This is a genomic window from Acidovorax sp. sif1233, assembly GCF_019218755.1.
GTDB lineage: Bacteria > Pseudomonadota > Gammaproteobacteria > Burkholderiales > Burkholderiaceae_C > Acidovorax.
The window spans coordinates 659067-676398 of record NZ_JAHUWZ010000001.1 but is presented as its reverse complement, the minus strand read 5'-3'; the positions used below and the strand labels follow the sequence as shown (position 1 = coordinate 676398).

14 protein-coding genes and 1 pseudogene are annotated in these 17332 nt (G+C 68.8%); 8 read left to right on the top strand and 7 right to left on the bottom strand.

What is annotated here, in order from left to right:
• Window positions 1-138: 138 nt before the first annotated feature.
• Window positions 139-762 carry a Crp/Fnr family transcriptional regulator gene (locus KW843_RS03130; protein ID WP_218293617.1) on the bottom strand — a complete coding sequence of 208 codons (624 nt, stop codon included), beginning with the start codon at window positions 760-762 and terminating at the stop codon, window positions 139-141.
• A 230-nt stretch (window positions 763-992) separates the two neighbouring features.
• On the opposite strand from KW843_RS03130, the gene KW843_RS03125 reads away from it, so the two are divergent.
• On the top strand, window positions 993-2870 hold the full coding sequence (locus tag KW843_RS03125) for a phosphodiesterase (RefSeq protein ID WP_255594504.1): 1878 nt from the start codon (window positions 993-995) through the stop codon (window positions 2868-2870).
• 80 nt (window positions 2871-2950) lie between these two features.
• Here KW843_RS03125 and KW843_RS03120 read toward each other — a convergent pair whose 3' ends face one another.
• Together KW843_RS03120 and xdhC are read right to left on the bottom strand one after the other, a co-directional pair.
• The gene (locus KW843_RS03120) at window positions 2951-4210 is read right to left on the bottom strand and encodes a urate hydroxylase PuuD (protein WP_218293616.1); all 1260 of its coding nucleotides are present in this window, start codon (window positions 4208-4210) and stop codon (window positions 2951-2953) included.
• Between the two features lie 220 nt (window positions 4211-4430).
• Window positions 4431-5264, bottom strand: a complete 834-nt coding sequence (gene xdhC, locus KW843_RS03115) for a xanthine dehydrogenase accessory protein XdhC (RefSeq protein ID WP_255594503.1) — start codon at window positions 5262-5264, stop codon at window positions 4431-4433.
• Window positions 5265-5391: 127 nt separating this feature from the next.
• On the opposite strand from xdhC, the gene KW843_RS03110 reads away from it, so the two are divergent.
• A complete protein-coding gene (locus KW843_RS03110; RefSeq protein WP_218294410.1) occupies window positions 5392-5874 on the top strand; it encodes a hypothetical protein in 483 nt (160 codons plus the stop codon).
• 41 nt (window positions 5875-5915) lie between these two features.
• On the opposite strand, the gene uraH is transcribed toward KW843_RS03110, so the two are convergent.
• Window positions 5916-6266, bottom strand: coding sequence for a hydroxyisourate hydrolase (uraH, locus tag KW843_RS03105; protein WP_218293615.1), 351 nt, complete (start codon window positions 6264-6266; stop codon window positions 5916-5918).
• 108 nt (window positions 6267-6374) lie between these two features.
• Here uraH and KW843_RS03100 point away from each other — a divergent pair, with 108 nt between their 5' ends.
• From KW843_RS03100 to KW843_RS03085, 4 genes are read left to right on the top strand one after another with little or no spacing between them, the layout of a single operon-like run.
• The gene (locus KW843_RS03100) at window positions 6375-7043 is read left to right on the top strand and encodes a GntR family transcriptional regulator (RefSeq protein WP_218293614.1); all 669 of its coding nucleotides are present in this window, start codon (window positions 6375-6377) and stop codon (window positions 7041-7043) included.
• Between the two features lie 40 nt (window positions 7044-7083).
• On the top strand, window positions 7084-8067 hold the full coding sequence (gene puuE / locus KW843_RS03095; protein ID WP_218294409.1) for an allantoinase PuuE: 984 nt from the start codon (window positions 7084-7086) through the stop codon (window positions 8065-8067).
• A gap of 2 nt (window positions 8068-8069) precedes the next feature.
• The gene (gene uraD / locus KW843_RS03090; protein WP_218293613.1) at window positions 8070-9848 is read left to right on the top strand and encodes a 2-oxo-4-hydroxy-4-carboxy-5-ureidoimidazoline decarboxylase; all 1779 of its coding nucleotides are present in this window, start codon (window positions 8070-8072) and stop codon (window positions 9846-9848) included.
• The gene (locus tag KW843_RS03085; RefSeq protein WP_218293612.1) at window positions 9845-11086 is read left to right on the top strand and encodes an ArgE/DapE family deacylase; all 1242 of its coding nucleotides are present in this window, start codon (window positions 9845-9847) and stop codon (window positions 11084-11086) included. Before uraD ends, KW843_RS03085 begins: the two co-directional genes overlap by 4 nt.
• 13 nt (window positions 11087-11099) lie before the next feature.
• Here KW843_RS03085 and KW843_RS03080 read toward each other — a convergent pair whose 3' ends face one another.
• Entirely contained in the window at window positions 11100-12596 is a 1497-nt protein-coding gene (locus tag KW843_RS03080; RefSeq protein ID WP_218293611.1) for a PLP-dependent aminotransferase family protein, read from the bottom strand.
• Window positions 12597-12738: 142 nt separating this feature from the next.
• On the opposite strand from KW843_RS03080, the pseudogene KW843_RS03075 reads away from it, so the two are divergent.
• A pseudogene (locus KW843_RS03075) lies at window positions 12739-13446 on the top strand (GNAT family N-acetyltransferase); the annotation flags it as partial.
• Window positions 13447-13683: 237 nt separating this feature from the next.
• Window positions 13684-15468, top strand: coding sequence for a gamma-glutamyltransferase (gene ggt / locus KW843_RS03070; protein ID WP_218293609.1), 1785 nt, complete (start codon window positions 13684-13686; stop codon window positions 15466-15468).
• Between the two features lie 109 nt (window positions 15469-15577).
• Here the strand turns inward: ggt and glxR are convergent, their stop codons facing one another.
• Both glxR and hyi read right to left on the bottom strand, forming a co-directional pair.
• Window positions 15578-16492: a 2-hydroxy-3-oxopropionate reductase gene (gene glxR, locus KW843_RS03065; RefSeq protein ID WP_218293608.1), complete on the bottom strand. Its 915-nt coding sequence runs from the start codon at window positions 16490-16492 to the stop codon at window positions 15578-15580.
• A gap of 50 nt (window positions 16493-16542) precedes the next feature.
• Window positions 16543-17322, bottom strand: coding sequence for a hydroxypyruvate isomerase (gene hyi, locus KW843_RS03060; protein WP_218293607.1), 780 nt, complete (start codon window positions 17320-17322; stop codon window positions 16543-16545).
• Between the last annotated feature and the right edge of the window lie 10 nt (window positions 17323-17332).

Sequence of the window (17332 nt, the reverse complement as noted above, 5' to 3'; positions counted from 1 at the left end):
CGCCGCGCGCCAGCCTCTGAAACTGGCGCGGACGGGGCGAGTGCCCCCGTGGAACTGGCTTTGCCAGGCCACCGGGTGCGCCCTCCTCCCGCGCAGCGAGAGCGGGGTGAAGGCGCGCAGCGACTCAGGGCGTGTTTTCTAGCAACCCGCCATGGACTGCAGCGCGCGGGGGTGGGGAAGGTTCAGCACGTTGCCGGTGCCGTGGATCAGGCCCAGCTCGCGCAGGTGGCGCAGCACGCGCGAGAAGGTCTCGGGCGCAATGCCCAGCTGCGCGGCGATCAGGCGCTTGCGCTGGTGCAGCGTGACCTGCATCGCACCGCTGTGGTCCTGCTCGGCATGCTTTAGCAGCCATTGCGCGCAGCGCGATTCGGCATCCTGCGCCAGGCGGCTCACGGCCAGCTCGGACTGCTGCCGGTAGCCCTGCGCCATGTCCAGCAGCAGGCCGCGCGCGCCCGCGGGCATTTCGGCCAGGCTGCGGTGAAATTCATCGATGGGCAGGCGGCGCACCTGCAGGCGCGTGTCGGCCACCATGTCCACCGGCAACGGCAGGCCCATCAGCGCCGACGCGGCGTCCAGCCAGAACGGCCCGTCCACGGCTCCCAGCTGGTGGCGCAGGTAGCCATCGTCCAGCACGCCGCGCAGCACGCGGCCGCTTTCCAGGTGCAGCACGGACGTCAGCACCTCGTTGCGCCTGCGCAGCACTTCACCGGCGGCAATGACCTCGGTTTCGGCGGGCAGGGAGAAATAGATAGAGGGCAGCATGGGACGGACTGTGCCGTGCCGGCGCCCGCCGGGCATTGAGCAAGATCAAACCGGAACCTCGCCGCCGGCCCCGCCGCGCGGGGGCCTTGCGCCAACACACGGGCGGCGGCGCACGACCCGGCCCCGGGGCGCGGCGCCGGCGGCCGGCAGAAACGTGACAGCTTGTAACCACATTGTCACAGCCCGCCGCTATCGTGGGCACCTTGCCCAGAGACCACCCATCCCACGCAATGCAGAACACTCCCTGGAGCCGGCTGGAGGCGATGCTGACGCTGCTGTCGCCGGCCGCGCGCCATGGCACGGGCCCTCTGGCGGGGCTCATGCGCGAGGGGGGCCTGCACTGCGTTTTCCAGCCGCTGGCCGACCTGCGCGAAGGCAGCATCTATGCCCATGAGGCCCTGATCCGGGGACCTCGCGGCACGCCCTGGCACACCCCCGACGCATTGCTGGAGATGGCCCGGCGCGAGCGCATCCTGCAGGACTTCGAGCTGCTGTGCGTGTTCACCGCCCTCCAGCAATGGGGTGCGCAGGAGGCCCCCGGCCGCCTGTTCGTGAACATCAGCGCCGACGCGCTGGTGCACGGCGTGGCACTGGTCGGCGCCCAGAAACTGGGCGAGACGGTGCGCAGCTTCGGCGCGAGCGCGCGCATGCTGGTGCTGGAGATCACCGAGCATGAGCGCGTGTCCGACATGCCCCTGCTGCGCCAGGCCATCAAGGCCGTGCACGCCTGCGGCGCGCGCATGGCGCTGGACGACTTCGGCGACGGCCGCTCCAGCCTGCGGCTGTGGTCCGAGGTGAAGCCCGACTTCGTGAAGATCGACAAGTATTTCATCCGCGAGATCAGCGACCACCCCGAGAACCTGCAGATGCTGCAGGCCATCAAGGGCATCGCCGACGTGTTCGGCACCACGCTGATCGCCGAGGGCATCGAGACACGCGACGACCTGCGCGCGCTGCGCGACCTGGACATCCCCTACGGCCAGGGCTGGCTGCTGGGCCGCCCGGCCCGTACACCCCGCGAGACGGTGGACGGCCCCGCGCTGGAAGTGATGCAGGACCGCCGCGTGGCCGTGCTGCCCCACCTGGGGCAGACGGCGCGCCCGGGCATCCTGCGCAGCGTGCTGGTGGTGCAGGCACCCACCGCCGCGCCCGCCACCAGCAATGACGCGGTGGCGGCGATGTTCCACGAACGCACCGACCTGCATGCGCTGGCCGTGGTGGACGGCACGCGCCCCGTGGCGCTCATCAACCGCCAGCAGTTCATGAACCACTACGCCACGCTGTACTTCCGCGAAGTGCATGGCCGCAAGCCGTGCCTGGCCTTCGCCAACCAGGCCCCGCGCGTGGTGGAACTGGACTGCGACGTGGACCAGCTCGTGGGCATCCTCACCTCGCAGGACCAGCGCTACCTGAGCGACGGCTACATCGTGACCGACAACGGCCGCTACCTGGGCCTGGGCACGGGCGACCAGCTGGTGCGCGCCGTGACCGAGACGCGCATCGAGGCGGCGCGGCACGCCAACCCGCTGACCTTCCTGCCCGGCAACATCCCCATCAGCCTGCACATGCAGCGCCTGCTGGACCACCACACCGAGTTCGTGGCCTGCTATGCGGACCTGAACAACTTCAAGCCCTTCAACGACCACTACGGCTACTGGCGCGGCGACCAGATGATCCGCCTGGTGGCGCGCCTGGCCACGGCGCACTGCGACGCGCGGCGCGACTTCGTGGGCCATGTGGGCGGGGACGACTTCATGCTCGTGTTCCAGAGCAGCAACTGGCTGCAGCGCTGCAAGAACATCGTGGACGAATTCGCGCGCGAGGCGCTCACGCTGTTCGACGACGCTGCGCGGCAGGCCGGCGGCATCGACGCCGAGGACCGCCACGGCGTGCAGCGGTTCTTTCCGTGCACCACGCTGGCCATCGGCGCGGTGCGCATCACCCCCGGACGCTTCCGCCATGCCGAGGAAGTGGCCAATCTGGCCGCGGTGGCCAAACACGAGGCCAAGCAGGCGGCCACGGGGGTGGTGCTGCATGGCGGCTTCACCGAATCGAGCCTGGGCGCACTGGCCGCCACCCGCGCGCTGCAAGACGCGCTGGCGGCGTAGGGCGCCCAAAAATCACGCACCCCGGCGGGTGCCTGCATGGAACGGGTCCGGCCGGACCCCGGGGTGAAGCGCGCAGCGGCTCAGGGAGTGCCCACCGCCGCTCCGGCCTCGAACCAGCGCTTGACCAGCCCCCGCTCGGCATCGGTCATGCCCGTGGCGTTGTTCATGGGCATGAGTTTTTGCACCACCACCTGCTGGTAGACGGCCTGCGCATGCTGCTTGACGCTGTCGGGCGCATCCAGCCGCAGGTTCTTCATCTGCACCTGCTCGCCATGGCACATGTAGCAGCGCTGGGCCAGCACGGGCTGCAGGGATGCATAGTCATTTTGACCTCCAGCGCTTTGCCCACCTGCGCCAGCAGCTCCTGAAACAGGAGCAGATCCCGCCACCGGCGCGGCAGGGGCCGCCACCGGCGCGGGGCGCATCCAGGCGATCACGCCCACGATGACCACCACCCCCACCAGCGCATACGGCAGCGGGTTGCCGTTGCGGCCCAGCTTGTGGCCGTGGCGCATCACGAAGAACTGGCGGATGGCGGCGCCCGCAAACATCATGAGGATGAGCACCAGCCAGTTCTGCGGGTGGCTCCAGGTGAAGCTGTAGTGGTTGCTCAGCATGGCGAACAGCACGGGCAGCGTGAAGTACGTGTTGTGCACGCTGCGCTGCTTGCCGCGCTTGCCGTGGATGGGGTCCACGGGCTCGCCGGCCTTGATCTGCGCGATCACCGTGCGCTGGCCGGGGATGATCCAGAAGAACACGTTGGCGCTCATGGCCGTGGCGATCATCGCGCCCACCAGCAGGAAGGCCGCGCGGCCCGCGAACCAGTGGCAGGCCAGCCAGGAGGCGATGCACACCAGCACGAGCACCAGCGCCCCCACGATGGCGTCGCCGTTCTTCTTTTGCCCGAAGAGGCGGCAGATCGCGTCGTACAACAGCCAGAACACCACGAAGAACGCCAGCGCCACCACGATGGCCGTGGCGGGGGCCCAGTCCATGCGCGACTTGTCGATGAGGTAGGTGCTGGCGCTGTAGAGGTACGACACCGTGAACAGCGCGAAGCCGCTGATCCAGGTGCTGTAGCTCTCCCAGAAGAACCAGTGCAGGTGGCCAGGCAGCTTCGGGGGCGACACGGCGAACTTGACCGGGTGGTAGAACCCGCCGCCGTGCACGGCCCAGAGCTCGCCGCTCACGCCCTGCTTCTTCAGGTCCTCGTCCTCGGGCGGCGTGAGGCTGCTGTCCAGGAAGACAAAATAGAACGAGGAGCCGATCCAGGCGATGGCGGTGATGACGTGGACCCAGCGCAGCAGCAGGTTGGCCCAGTCGAGAAAGTAGCTTTCCATGGAAGTCTCTCAACTTTGGCGGCGCGAAGGCGCCGCCTTTGTGCAACCTGCTCACCACTGCGGGCGCTCTGAGCAGAAGAAGGGGGTCGCGCACCTTGGCAGAGATTCTGCCGGGGCACCGCTGCGACCCATGAAATACCGAATCAGGACAGTGAAAAGTGTATGCAGAAATTGTTCTCGATTCCAGCCCCCTCGAAGGCACGCGGGAGCGGAGTTACCCTCAGAACCCGTTCGCGCCCCCACCGCCCAGGGTCTGCAGGAGCTGCGCGGCCACGGCCACGGCGATGACCTCCGGCTCCTTGCCGTCGATGCCCCGGATGCCGATGGGGCAGGTGACCTGCGCCAGTTCCTCCTGCGCGAACCCGCGCCCATGCAGGCGGTTTGCGAACGTCGCCCACTTGGTCTTGCTGCCGATGAGCCCGATGAACGGCAGGTCGCGCCGCTCGCGCTGGCGGCGCAGGCAGGCGGCCACCACGTCCAGGTCCTCGGCATGGCTGAAGCTCATGATCAGCACGCGGGTGCCAGAGGCCAGGTCCGGCACCGCCAGCTGCACCGGGTCGGAGTGTTCGCAGGCCACGCCGTCCGGCGCCGGCTGCGGAAAGATCCCGTCGCGGCTGTCGATCCAGGTCAGCGCGAACGGCAGCGGCGCCAGCACCCGGGCCAGCGCGTGGCCCACATGCCCGCCGCCGAACAGCGCCACCGGATGCCGGCGCGGCGACAGGCGCGCGCGCAGGCGGTCGGCCAGGGCCTGGTCGGCGGGTGCGGACAGCGTCTCGAATTCGAGGTGCACCACGCCCCCGCAGCACTGCCCCAGCGCCGGGCCCAGCGCATAGCGCATGCGGGCCGGGCCGGGCACGCCCCCCAGGCGCCGGCGGGCCTCGGCAATGGCCTGGTGCTCCAGGTGGCCGCCGCCAATGGTGCCCACTATCCGCTCGGCGAACACGGCCATCCAGGCCCCGGCTTCACGCGGCACCGAGCCTTCGGTAGACTCCACCCTTACCAGACAGGCGGGCGCGGCCGCAAGGCCGTCCAGCAGTAAAAGCACATCAGTCAATCCAGATCCTTCGCGCCATCGGGGTCCCAGGGTCCCCGTTCCGTTCCAGCCCACACCAGCCATCATGCCGTCCCCAGCCCCCGAGCGCACCCCCAGTACCCGCAGCCACTGGCTGCTCGCCGGGCTCATGGCCGCCATCGCAGCGCTGGTGGCGGCATGCAAGTCGGCTCCCGAACCTGCGCCGCCCGCGCAGGACAGCCGTGCGCCCAGCACCGATGCCTCCAGCGGCGTCAAGGGCCCCGTGCCCGCAAGCGCCGGTTCGGCCCGCGCCTCGGCGGCGACCACCCCCCGGGCGTACCGGCAGGACGCCGCCACCCACCTCTACGGCCTGAACGCGCAGCGCGTGTTCAAGGGCAAGCTGCCCCCCATGCTGTATGCGATCGGCGTGCTGGAGGTGGATATCGACCGCGCTGGCAAGGTGACACGCCTGCGGTGGATGCGTGCCCCGCGCCATGCCCCCGAGGTGGTCGCGGAAATCGAGCGCACCGTGCGCGCAGCGGCGCCCTTCCCGGTGCCCGCGCGCCTGGGCAAGGTCACCTACACCGACACCTGGCTGTGGGACAAGAGCGGGCATTTCCAGCTCGATACCTTGACCGAAGGGCAGCTGTAGGCACATCCCCGTGCGCGCGGGCCCTGGCTGGGCCCCGCCCCTCACGACCCGCGATAGGTCGAATAGCTCCACGGGCTCACCAGCAGCGGCACGTGGTAGTGCTGGTCGGCGTGCGCGATGCCGAAATCCAGGCTCACCAGGTTCAGGAAATTGGGTTCGGGCAGCTGCACGCCGCGCGCCTTGAAGTAGCCCGCCACATTGAAGCTGAGCCGGTAGGTGCCAGCGCGCAGGGTCGCATTGTCGAACAGCGGCGCATCGGTGCGGCCGTCATGGTTCAACACCAGGCGCTTGATGAGGGTGGCGTTGTCGCCGTCGGTGGAATACAGGGCGATCTCCATGCCGGCCGCGGGGCAGCCATTCATGGTGTCCAGAACGTGGGTGCTCAATCCCATAGGGAATCTCCTGAAGTGGGGACCACGGCCGATCGGCGAGGATTGCCAGATCGCAGCGTGTAGACCAAAAGTGTATACACTTTTCGCCATCCAACGTATCATGCAACCATGGAATCTTCATCCACCAGTGCCATTGTCGACGCGTTGACCCGCGCCATCGTCGAGCACCGCCTGCAGCCGGGCACCAAGCTGGCCGAGCAGAAACTGGCCGACCATTTCGGCGTGTCGCGCACGCTGGTGCGCCAGGCGCTGTTCCAGCTCGCGCAGAACCGCCTCGTCACGCTGGAGCCCGCGCGCGGAGCGTTCGTGTCCACCCCCTCGGTCGAAGAGGCCCGCCAGGTGTTCGCCGTGCGCCGCATGCTCGAGACCGAGATGACGCGGGCCTTCGTGCAGACCGTGACCCCCGCCAAGATCAAGGCGCTGCGCGCCCACGTCGCCAGCGAGAAGGCCGCCATGGGCACGGCCGATGCCAGCAGCCGCACCGAGCTGCTGGGCGACTTCCATGTGCGCATGGCCGAGCTCATGGGCAACGAGGTGCTGGCGCAGATGCTGGGCGACCTGATCTCTCGCTGCGCCCTCATCACGCTGATGTACCAGTCGGCCAGCGCCGCCGAACACTCCCACGAGGAGCATGGCGACATCGTGGCCGCGCTCGCCGCGCGCGACGAGGCCCTGGCCGTCTCCCTCATGCAGGCCCACCTGGAGCACGTGGAAGCCAGCCTGACCTTCGACCGCAAGCGCCCGGCCAGCGACCTGGCCGCCGCGCTCAGCACGTGACATCCCAGCGCGTGACAGACCCCTTGAATCCTTCATGCCCATGATCTACGACTCCACCCAGCCCTACCCCCGCGACCTCATCGGCTACGGCAAGACCCCGCCCCATGCGCAATGGCCGGGCGGTGCGCGCATCGCCGTGCAGTTCGTGCTCAACTACGAAGAAGGCGGCGAGAACGCCGTGCTGCACGGCGACGCGGGCAGCGAGCAGTTCCTGTCCGAAATGTTCAACCCCGCGAGCTACCCCGAGCGGCACATGAGCATGGAAGGCATCTACGAATACGGTTCGCGCGCCGGCGTGTGGCGCATCCTGCGCGAGTTCGAAAAGCGCAAGCTGCCGCTCACCGTGTTCGGCGTGTCGAGCGCACTGCAGCGCCACCCCGAGCTGACCCAGGCGTTCGTGCAGCTGGGCCACGAGATCGCCTGCCACGGCCTCAAGTGGATCCACTACCAGCATGTGCCCGAAGAGGTCGAGCGCGCCCACATGGTCGAGGCCATGGAGATCATTGAGCGCATGACGGGCCCTCGAGGAAGCTCGGAAGGCCATGTGCATGGCCTGGGCTGGTACACCGGCCGCGACAGTCCCAATACCCGCCGCCTCGTGGCCGACTTCGGCGGCTTCGAATACGACAGCGACTACTACGGCGACGACCTGCCGTTCTGGATGGACGTGAAAAAGAGCGATGGCACCACCGCGCCCCAGCTCATCGTGCCCTACACGCTCGACTGCAACGACATGCGCTTCGCGCTGCCGCAGGGCTACTCGCACGCCGACCCGTTCTTCCAGTACATGAAGGACACGTTCGACGCGCTGTACGCCGAAGGCGACCCGGCCGGCGACAACGCGCCCAAGATGATGAGCATCGGCATGCACTGCCGCCTGCTGGGCCGGCCCGGCCGCATCACCGCGCTGCAGCGTTTCCTGGACCACATCGAGCGGCACGGCGACGTGTGGGTGTGCCGCCGTATCGACATCGCGCGCCACTGGAAACAGGCGCACCCCTACCCTTCACAGAAAGCAGGCTGACCATGGCCCTGACACTGGAACAACTCAACGCCGCCAGCAGCGCCGAGGCCCTGCAGCTGCTCGATGGCCTGTACGAGCACTCGCCCTGGATCGCCGAGCAGGCGCTGGCGCAGCGGCCCTTCCGCTCGCAGGCCCACCTGCAGCACGCGCTGGCCCAGGTGGTGCGCACGGCGGGCCAGGACGCGCAGCTGGCACTGATCCGCGCCCACCCGGAACTGGCGGGCAAAGCGATGGTGGCCAAGAACCTCACGGCCGAGTCCACCAACGAGCAGAGCAAGGCGGGCCTCACCCAGTGCACACCCGAGGAGTTCGCGCGCATCCAGGCGCTCAACGCCGCCTACAACGAGCGCTTCGGCTTCCCGTTCATCCTGGCGGTGCGCGGGCCGCGCGGCACGGGCCTGCCCAAGCAGGAGATCATCGACACCTTTGCGCGGCGCCTGGACAACCATCCCGAGTTCGAACTGGCCGAGGCCCTGCGCAACATCCACCGCATCGCCGAGATTCGCCTGAACGACAAGTTCGCCGCCGAGCCCGTGCTGGGCAACGACGTGTGGGACTGGCAGGAAAAGCTGGCCGAACACTCCGACCCCGGCTTCGCTGAAAAGGGCCAGCTCACCGTCACGTATCTGACCGACGCGCACCGCGCCTGCGCCCAGCGCATCAGCCACTGGATGCGCGACTGCGGCTTCGACGAAGTGGAGATTGACGCCGTGGGCAACGTGGTGGGGCGCTACCACCCGGCCACGGAAGGGGCCCGCTACCTCATCACCGGGTCGCACTACGACACGGTGCGCAACGGCGGCAAGTACGACGGCCGCCTGGGCATCTTCGTGCCCATGGCCTGCGTGCGCGAGCTGCACCGCGCCGGCCGGCGGCTGCCCTTCGGCATCGAGGTGGTGGGCTTTGCCGAAGAAGAAGGCCAGCGCTACAAGGCCACGTTCCTCGGCTCGGGCGCGCTCATCGGCGACTTCAACCCCGCCTGGCTCGACCAGAAGGACGTGGACGGCGTGACCATGCGCGCGGCCATGCAGCACGCGGGCTTGTGCATCGACGACATCCCCAAGCTCCAGCGCGACCCCGCGCAATACCTGGGTTTCATCGAGGTACACATCGAGCAGGGCCCCGTGCTCAACGAGCTGGACCTGCCCCTGGGCGTGGTCACCTCCATCAACGGCAGCGTGCGTTTTCTGTGCGAAATGATCGGCACCGCCAGCCACGCCGGCACCACCCCCATGGACCGCCGCCGCGACGCCGCCGTGGCCGTGGCGGAACTGGCGCTGTACGTGGAGCAGCGCGCCGCGCAGGACGGCGACTCGGTGGGCACCATCGGCCAGCTGCAGGTGCCCGCAGGCTCCATCAACGTGGTGCCCGGCCGCTGCCAATTCAGCCTGGACCTGCGCGCGCCCACCGACGCCCAGCGCGACGCGCTGGTGAACGACGTGAGGGAGCAGCTCGCCAGGATCGCCGCCCGGCGCGGCCTGCGCTACACGCTGGAAGAATCCATGCGCGCCGCCGCCGCGCCCAGCGCGCCCGCCTGGCAGCACCACTGGGAGCGCGCCGTGGACACGCTGGGCGTGCCCGTGTTCCGCATGCCCAGCGGGGCGGGACACGATGCGATGAAGCTGCACGAAATCATGCCCCAGGCCATGCTCTTCGTGCGCGGACTGAACTCGGGCATCAGCCACAACCCGCTCGAATCCACCACCAACAACGACATGCAGCTGGCCGTGGACGCCTTCACCCAGGTCCTGCGCCAACTTGCCGAGGAACAACAACCATGACGACAAACACCCCCACCGCCTACGCCGCTCTCGACGCCTGGATCGACCAGCACTTCGATGAGGAAGTGCGCTTTCTGCAGGCCCTGGTGCGCGTGCCCACCGACACCCCACCCGGCAACAACGCTCCCCACGCAGAGCGCACCGCCGAGTTGCTGACCGAGTTTGGCTACACCGCCGAGAAGCACGCCGTGCCGGCCGCCGACGTGTTGGCCTACGGCATGGAATCCATCACCAACCTCATCGTGCGCAGACCGTACGGCAGCGGCGGCAAGACCATTGCCCTGAACGCCCACGGCGACGTGGTGCCCCCCGGCGAAGGCTGGACGCACGACCCCTACGGCGCCGAAATTGTGGACGGCGCCATGTACGGCCGCGCCACCGCCGTGAGCAAGAGCGACTTCGCCAGCTTCACCTTCGCGGTGCGCGCGCTGGAAGCCGCCGCCAAGCCCTCGCGGGGCGCGGTGGAACTGCACTTCACCTACGACGAGGAATTCGGTGGCGAACTCGGCCCCGGCTGGCTGCTGCAAAAGGGGCTCACCAAGCCCGACCTGATGATCGCCGCCGGCTTCAGCTACGAAGTGGTCACCGCCCACAACGGCTGCCTGCAGATGGAAGTGACCGTGCACGGCAAGATGGCCCACGCGGCCGTGCCCCACACCGGCGTGGACGCGCTGCAGGGCGCGGTGCACATCCTGAACGCACTGTATGCGCAGAACGACGAGTACAAGAAGGTCACGTCCAAGGTGGCGGGCATCAAGCACCCGTACCTGAACGTGGGCCGCATCGAGGGCGGCACCAACACCAACGTCGTGCCCGGCAAGGTGATGTTCAAGCTCGACCGCCGCATGATCCCCGAAGAGAACCCGGTGGAGGTCGAAGCCGCCATCCGCCGCGTGATCGAGCAGGCCGCGGGCGAGCGCGCGGGCATCAGCGTGGACATCAAGCGCCTGCTGCTGGCCAACGCCATGACCCCGCTGGCCGGCAACCAGCCGCTGGTGGACGCCATCCAGAAGCATGCGCAGGCCGTGATCGGCGAGCCCGTGCCCGCGGTGGGCACACCGCTGTACACCGACGTGCGCCTGTATGTGGAGCGCGGCATCCCGGGCGTGATCTACGGCTCCGGCCCGCGCACCGTGCTCGAATCGCACGCCAAGCGCGCCGACGAACGCCTGCAGCTCGAAGACCTGCGCCGCGCCACCAAGGTGATCGCGCGCTCGCTGAGCGACCTGCTCGCCTGATGCGGTTTCGCGCTCAGGCGCTGCGCCGTGCCCGCCGCGCCTGGGCCAGCCGCGAAAGCCGCTGCACCAGGGCCGGGTACTGCGATTCGGACGTATTGCCGTAGCCCAGCACCAGGCCGTTGTCCTCGGGCCGAGCGCGCAGGGCAAACTGCGACAGTGGTGCCGGCGCCATGTCGTAGGCGCGGGCCGCCTCGGCAATCGCCTGGTCGGGGTATTCGGGCGGCAGGCGCACCGTGAGGTGCATGCCGCTGTCGCCCCCCAGCACCGCATGGGGCACGGCCAGGTGCTGCGCCAGCGCATCGCGCAGCAGCGCCTGCCGGCCCCGGTACAGGCGCCGCATGCGCCCCAGGTGCCGGCTGAACTGCCCGCTGTCGATGAACTCCGCCAGCGCCAGCTGCTCATGGCGATGCCCGCCGCGCAGGGTCTCCTTGAGCAGCGGCGCGGCCGCTGCGGCCAGGGCCTGCGGCAGCACCACAAAGCCCAGCCGCAAGGAAGGGAACAGCGTCTTGCTGAATGTGCCCACGTACATCACCGGCGCCTGTGGCACCAGGCCCTGCATGGCACCAATGAGTTCGCCCGCGTGGCGGAACTCGCTGTCGTAGTCGTCCTCGATGATCCAGGCGCCACAGGCCTGCGCCTGCCGGATCAGCGCGAGCCGGCGGGCCACGGGCAGCACCCCGCCCGTGGGGTACTGGTGCGACGGCGTGGTGTAGATGAGCCGGGGCGGCGCCGCCGACCAGGCATCGGCAGGCACCACCAGGCCCGCGCCATCGACCCGCAGGGCTTCGACCTTCAGGTCTCCGCACTGGAAGGCGGTCTGCGCCCCCCGGTAGCCCGGGTCCTCCACCCAGGCGGTGTCGCCCGGGTTGGTGACCAGCCGCACGCACAGGTTCAGCGCCTCCTGCGCGCCTTCGGTGATGACCACCTGGCCCACCTCGCAGCGCACGCCGCGTGCCACCGCAAGGTGCCGCATGATGGCGCCCTGCAAGGCGGCCTCGCCCGCCGGATTGCCATAGCCCAGGGCCGACACGCCAGATGCCTTGAAGGCGCGGTCAAAACAGCTCTTCCATGCGCTCAGGGGGAACCGCGCCAGCGCGGGCACGCCCGGCCTGAAAGCCAGGGTCTCGGCCGCATCGGCAAAGCGGCTGACCACCCGCGTGCCGCGCTCGGACAGGCGGGGCGGCGCTGCGTGTGCGGGGTCCGCATGGCCCCGGGCCCGGCTGCGGTCCAGCGCGGACACCTTGGTGCCCCGGCGGCTCAGCGCGATGTAGCCCTCGGCCCCCAGCTGCTCATAAACCGCTGTCACGCTATTGCGCGAAACGCCCAGGTCCACCGCCAGATCCCGCGACCCCGGCAGGCGGCAGCCCGAAGGGAAGCGCCCATCCAGGATGGCATCGCGGATGCGGGTCAGGAGCTGGCGCTGCAGCGAGTCGCCCTGCCGGTCGCGCACCAGCGGGGCCTCCAGCAGGACATGGCGGACGGGGTCGATGGCGGGGAGGCGTGGGGTCATGGTGGCCGGTGAAAAACCACCAGTTCACAGCCTCGGTGGCACCATCAGATTGTGCATGAGTGGATCTTTTGAATGGTCCACAAGAATCCTAGAGTCACCGGTTCAACCTCTCTTTTTTTTGACCCTTCGACCGCGCAATTCCATGTCCACCTCCATGAATGATCTCGCCCAGCCCATTGGTACCCCCGTGCCCGGCTGGACACCCCGCCCCCAGCCCGGCGCCGTCACCCTGGTGGGCCGCCACTGCCAGCTGGAGCCGCTGCAGGCCGACCGCCACGCGGCCGACCTGGATGCGGCCTACCGGCTCGCGCCGGACCCACGCGCCTGGACCTACATGTTCACCGGCCCGTTCGACACCCCCGAGGACTATGGCCGCTACGCACACACCGCCGCGCTCAGCACCGACCCGCGCCACTTCGCGGTGGTGGACAAGGCCACGGGCAAGGCCGTGGGCACCCTGGCGCTGATGCGCATCGATCCCACCCACGGCGCCATCGAGGTCGGCAACGTGATGTTTTCGCCCCTGCTCCAGCAGACACCCGCCTCCACGGAGGCGCAGTTCCTGCTCATGGCCTACGTGTTCGACACGCTGGGGTACCGCCGCTACGAGTGGAAGTGCGACAGCCTCAATGCCCCTTCGCGGCGCACCGCCGCGCGCCTGGGATTCCAGTTCGAGGGCATCTTCCGCCAGGCCGTGGTCTACAAGGGCCGCAACCGCGACACCGCCTGGTTTTCCATCATCGACACCGAATGGCCTGGTTTGCGGCAGGCGTTCGAGGCCTGGCTGTCGGAAGACAACCAGGATGCGCAGGGGCGCCAGCGGCGCTCGCTGACCCAGGTGCGCGAATCACTGGGCCCAGGGGCTTCGCAACCACCGCGCTGAGGCATCGAGGAGCGCGGCCCCGTGCCGCATTCTTCTGCACAGAAAGCGGGAATGACGGGCATACACAGGCTGCATACTCAATCGGCATAACCCGCCGCCCGCACGCAGCGCGGGCCCACCCTACACTTGCCGCGGGCGCCCTTCGCAGGGTCCACCCGCCCTCCCCTTCCTACAGAGCAAAAAACCATCTCAGGAGCATCACCCATGAACATCCGACACACGCTGCTGGCCTCCAGCCTGGCGCTGGCGCTGGCCAGCCTCACGGCCTGCGGCAGCACACCCACCACGGCAGCGGCGCCCGCGCCCGCCGTACAGCAAACGGCCTCGGCCCAGGCCGCCAGCGCCGCGTACGACTTCGACATGGACGTATTCCACCCGGTGGTGGCGCGCAACGGCATGGTCGCCACCGAGCAGGAGCTGGCCTCGCAGATCGGCCTCGAAATCCTGAAAGCCGGCGGCAACGCGGTGGACGCGGCCGTGGGCATCGGCTTCGCGCTGGCCGTGGCCCTGCCCAATGCGGGCAACCTGGGCGGCGGCGGGTTCATGGTGGTGCACGACGCCAAGACCGGCAAGAGCGTGGCGCTCGACTTCCGCGAAGTGGCGCCCATCAAGGCCACGCGCGACATGTACCTGGATGCCAAGGGCAACGTGGTGGACGGCAAGTCGCTGTACACCCACTACGCCGTGGGCGTGCCCGGCACCGTGGCCGGCATGGAGCATGCGCTCAAGACCTGGGGCACCCTGCCGCTGTCGCGCGTGATCGCTCCCGCCATCGAGCTGGCCGACAAGGGCTTCCCGGTGAGCGAAACCCTGGCCAAGATCCTGGACCAGGAAAAGAAGAACATGGGCCAATGGCCCGCCACCCAGGCCATCTTCTGGAAGAACGGCGCGCCGCTGAAGGTGGGCGACCCGCTGGTGCAGAAAGACCTGGCCCAGTCCATGCGCCTGATCGGCCAGCAGGGCGCCAAGGCGTTCTACGAAGGCGAGATCGCCCAGAAGATCGCCGCCGAGATGGCACCGCACGCCGGCGCCCTCACGCTGCAGGACCTGCGCGAATACAAGGTGGCCGAGCGCGTGCCCACGCGCGGTACCTACCGTGGCTATGAGATCGTGACCATGCCGCCACCCTCCTCCGGCGGCCCGCACCTGGTGCAGATCCTGAACATGCTGGAGCCCCTGCCCCTGGCCCAGTGGGGCCCCAACAGCGCGCAGACCATCCACTACATGGCCGAGAGCATGAAGCTCGCGTACGCCGACCGCGCCGAGTACCTGGGCGACCCGGACTTCGTGAAGATCCCGCTCAAGGGCCTGACCTCCAAGCGCTACGCCGAATCGCTGGCCAAGGGCATCGACGCCAACACCGCACGCAGCGGCAAGAGCATCAAGCCCGGCCAGCCCCAGCCGTATGAGAGCGACCAGACCACCCACTACTCGGTGGTGGACAAGGCCGGCAACGCCGTGGCCGTGACGTACACGCTCAACACCAACTTCGGCAGCGGCATCGTCGCCAAGGGCACGGGCATCTTGCTCAACAACGAGATGGACGACTTCTCGGCCAAGCCCGGCGTGGCCAATGCCTACGGCCTGGTCGGCGGCGACGCCAACGCGGTGGCCGCCAAGAAGCGCCCCCTGTCGTCCATGACGCCCACCCTGGTCCTGAAGGACGGCAAGCCCACGCTGGTGACCGGCAGCCCTGGCGGCGCGCGCATCATCACCACGGTGCTGCAGACGGTGGTGAACACCATCGACTTCGGCATGAACCCCGCCGAAGCCGCTGCCGCCCCCCGCGTGCACCACCAGTGGACGCCCGACGAGCTGCGCGTGGAAAAGGGCCTCTCGCCCGACACCATCGCGCTCCTCAAGCAGCGCGGCCACAACATCGCGGTGAAGCCGTCGATGGGCCGCACGCAGACCATCCAGATCCGTGGCGGCGCGCTGTACGGATACTCGGACCCGCGCAACCCGGATGGGAAGACGTTGGGGCATTGATTGCTCCTGAATCAATAGCTAACCGCGCTTGATGGACAAGCGCTGGCAGCCATTTTTTCAAAGATACCGCTCGCCGAAAGGCCAGCGGGATTTGTCATGGCGGCCCGCATCAGGCCGGCACTGCCTGCCCGATCTCGAAGTTCGCCATCTTCTCCAGCGCCCGCACCATCGCCGAGTGGTCCCACCCCTGGCCGCCATGCGCCACGCAGGCATTGAACAGCTCCTGCGCCATGGCCGTATTGGGCAGCGGCACGCCCAGCGCCCGCGCGCTCGACAGCGCCAGGTTCAGATCCTTCTGGTGCAGCCCGATGCGAAAACCGGGGTCGAAGGTGCGCCGGATCATGCGCTCGGCATGTACCTCCAGGATCTTGGACGAGGCGAAGCCGCCCAGCAGCGCCTGGCGCACGCGGGCCGGGTCGGCGCCCGCGCGGGCGGCGAAGAGCAGCGCTTCGGCCACGGCCTCGATGTTCAGGGCGACGATGATCTGGTTGGCCACCTTGGCGGTCTGGCCGTCGCCGTTGCCGCCCACCAGGGTGATGTTCTTGCCCAGGCGCTCGAACAGCGGCCGGACGCGCTCGAACACCGCTTCGGGGCCGCCGACCATGATGGACAGCGTGGCGTTCCTGGCGCCCAGCTCGCCGCCGGAGACGGGCGCATCCAGGTACTGCGCGCCCACGGCCTCGGTGCGCGCCGCGAAGTCCTTGGTGGCCACGGGCGAGATGGAGCTCATGTCCACCACCACCTTGGCCGTGCTGCCTTTCAGACCCTGGGCCACGCCGTCGGCGCCGAACAGCACCTTCTCCACATCGGGCGTGTCGGGCAGCATCAGAAAGATGATGTCGGCCCGCTCGGCCACGCCGCGCGCCGTGGTGCACTGCGTGGCGCTGCTCTCTGCGATCTGCGGCGCCACGCGGCCGCGCGTGTGCACGTACAGCTGGTGGCCGGCGGCGATGAGGTGGCCACACATGGGCGCACCCATGATGCCCAGGCCGATGAAGCCGAGTTTGAGGGGGGTGTCGGTCATGTTCTTTTTCTCCTTGTGTTGTGGTGATTCGTCCATGGGTCTGTGCCGGCTCATGCCGTGAGCGCAGCGCGCCAGCCGAGGCCGATTTCCGTGGTACGCGCGGGCCGGTACTCGCAGCCCACCCAGCCGCCATAGCCCAGCCGGTCCAGGTGTGCGAACAGGTAGCGGTAGTTGATCTCGCCCGTGCCCGGCTCGTGGCGGCCGGGGTTGTCCGCCAGCTGCACGTGGCCGATGCGCGGCAGGTGCTTTTGCAGCGTGGCGGCCAGTTCGCCTTCGGCGCGCTGCGCGTGGTAGATGTCGTACTGCACGAAGGCGTTGTCGGCGCCCACCTCGTCGAGGAGGTCCAGCGCCTGGTCCGTACGGGTGAGGTAAAAGCCCGGGATGTCGAACGGGTTGATGGGTTCGATCAGCAGGCGCAGACCGGCGGTCTTCAGCTCGGTGGCGGCAAAGCGCAGGTTGTCGACCAGGGTGCGGCGCAGCACCTGCGCCTCCACACCCGCAGGCGCCTTGCCGGCCAGGCAGTTGAGCTGCGGCACGCCCAGCGCCTGGGCATAGCTGATGGCCTGGGCCACACCGGCGCGAAACTCCACGATGCGAGCGGGGTGGCAGGCAATGCCGCGCTCGCCAGCGGCCCAGTCGCCCGCGGGCAGGTTGTGCAGCACGATCTGCAACTGGTGGCGGTCGATGCGCTCGCGGATGTCTTCCGCCGCAAACTCGTAGGGAAAGAGGAACTCCACGGCCTCGAAGCCGGTGCGCGCGGCGCGCTCGAAGCGGTCGAGAAAAGGCACCTCGGTGAACAGCATGCTGAGGTTGGCAGCGAAACGGGGCATGAACAGGTCT

Excerpts from the sequence above, each read along its gene's own strand:
- KW843_RS03130 (WP_218293617.1), bottom strand. The coding sequence starts at position 762 with ATGCTGCCCTCTATCTATTTCTCCCTGCCCGCCGAAACCGAGGTCATT.
- KW843_RS03125 (WP_255594504.1), top strand. The coding sequence starts at position 993 with ATGCAGAACACTCCCTGGAGCCGGCTGGAGGCGATGCTGACGCTGCTG.
- KW843_RS03120 (WP_218293616.1), bottom strand. The coding sequence starts at position 4,210 with ATGGAAAGCTACTTTCTCGACTGGGCCAACCTGCTGCTGCGCTGGGTC.
- KW843_RS03110 (WP_218294410.1), top strand. The coding sequence starts at position 5,392 with ATGGCCGCCATCGCAGCGCTGGTGGCGGCATGCAAGTCGGCTCCCGAA.
- uraH (WP_218293615.1), bottom strand. The coding sequence starts at position 6,266 with ATGGGATTGAGCACCCACGTTCTGGACACCATGAATGGCTGCCCCGCG.
- KW843_RS03100 (WP_218293614.1), top strand. The coding sequence starts at position 6,375 with ATGGAATCTTCATCCACCAGTGCCATTGTCGACGCGTTGACCCGCGCC.
- puuE (WP_218294409.1), top strand. The coding sequence starts at position 7,084 with ATGATCTACGACTCCACCCAGCCCTACCCCCGCGACCTCATCGGCTAC.
- uraD (WP_218293613.1), top strand. The coding sequence starts at position 8,070 with ATGGCCCTGACACTGGAACAACTCAACGCCGCCAGCAGCGCCGAGGCC.
- KW843_RS03085 (WP_218293612.1), top strand. The coding sequence starts at position 9,845 with ATGACGACAAACACCCCCACCGCCTACGCCGCTCTCGACGCCTGGATC.
- KW843_RS03080 (WP_218293611.1), bottom strand. The coding sequence starts at position 12,596 with ATGACCCCACGCCTCCCCGCCATCGACCCCGTCCGCCATGTCCTGCTG.
- ggt (WP_218293609.1), top strand. The coding sequence starts at position 13,684 with ATGAACATCCGACACACGCTGCTGGCCTCCAGCCTGGCGCTGGCGCTG.
- glxR (WP_218293608.1), bottom strand. The coding sequence starts at position 16,492 with ATGACCGACACCCCCCTCAAACTCGGCTTCATCGGCCTGGGCATCATG.
- hyi (WP_218293607.1), bottom strand. The coding sequence starts at position 17,322 with ATGCCCCGTTTCGCTGCCAACCTCAGCATGCTGTTCACCGAGGTGCCT.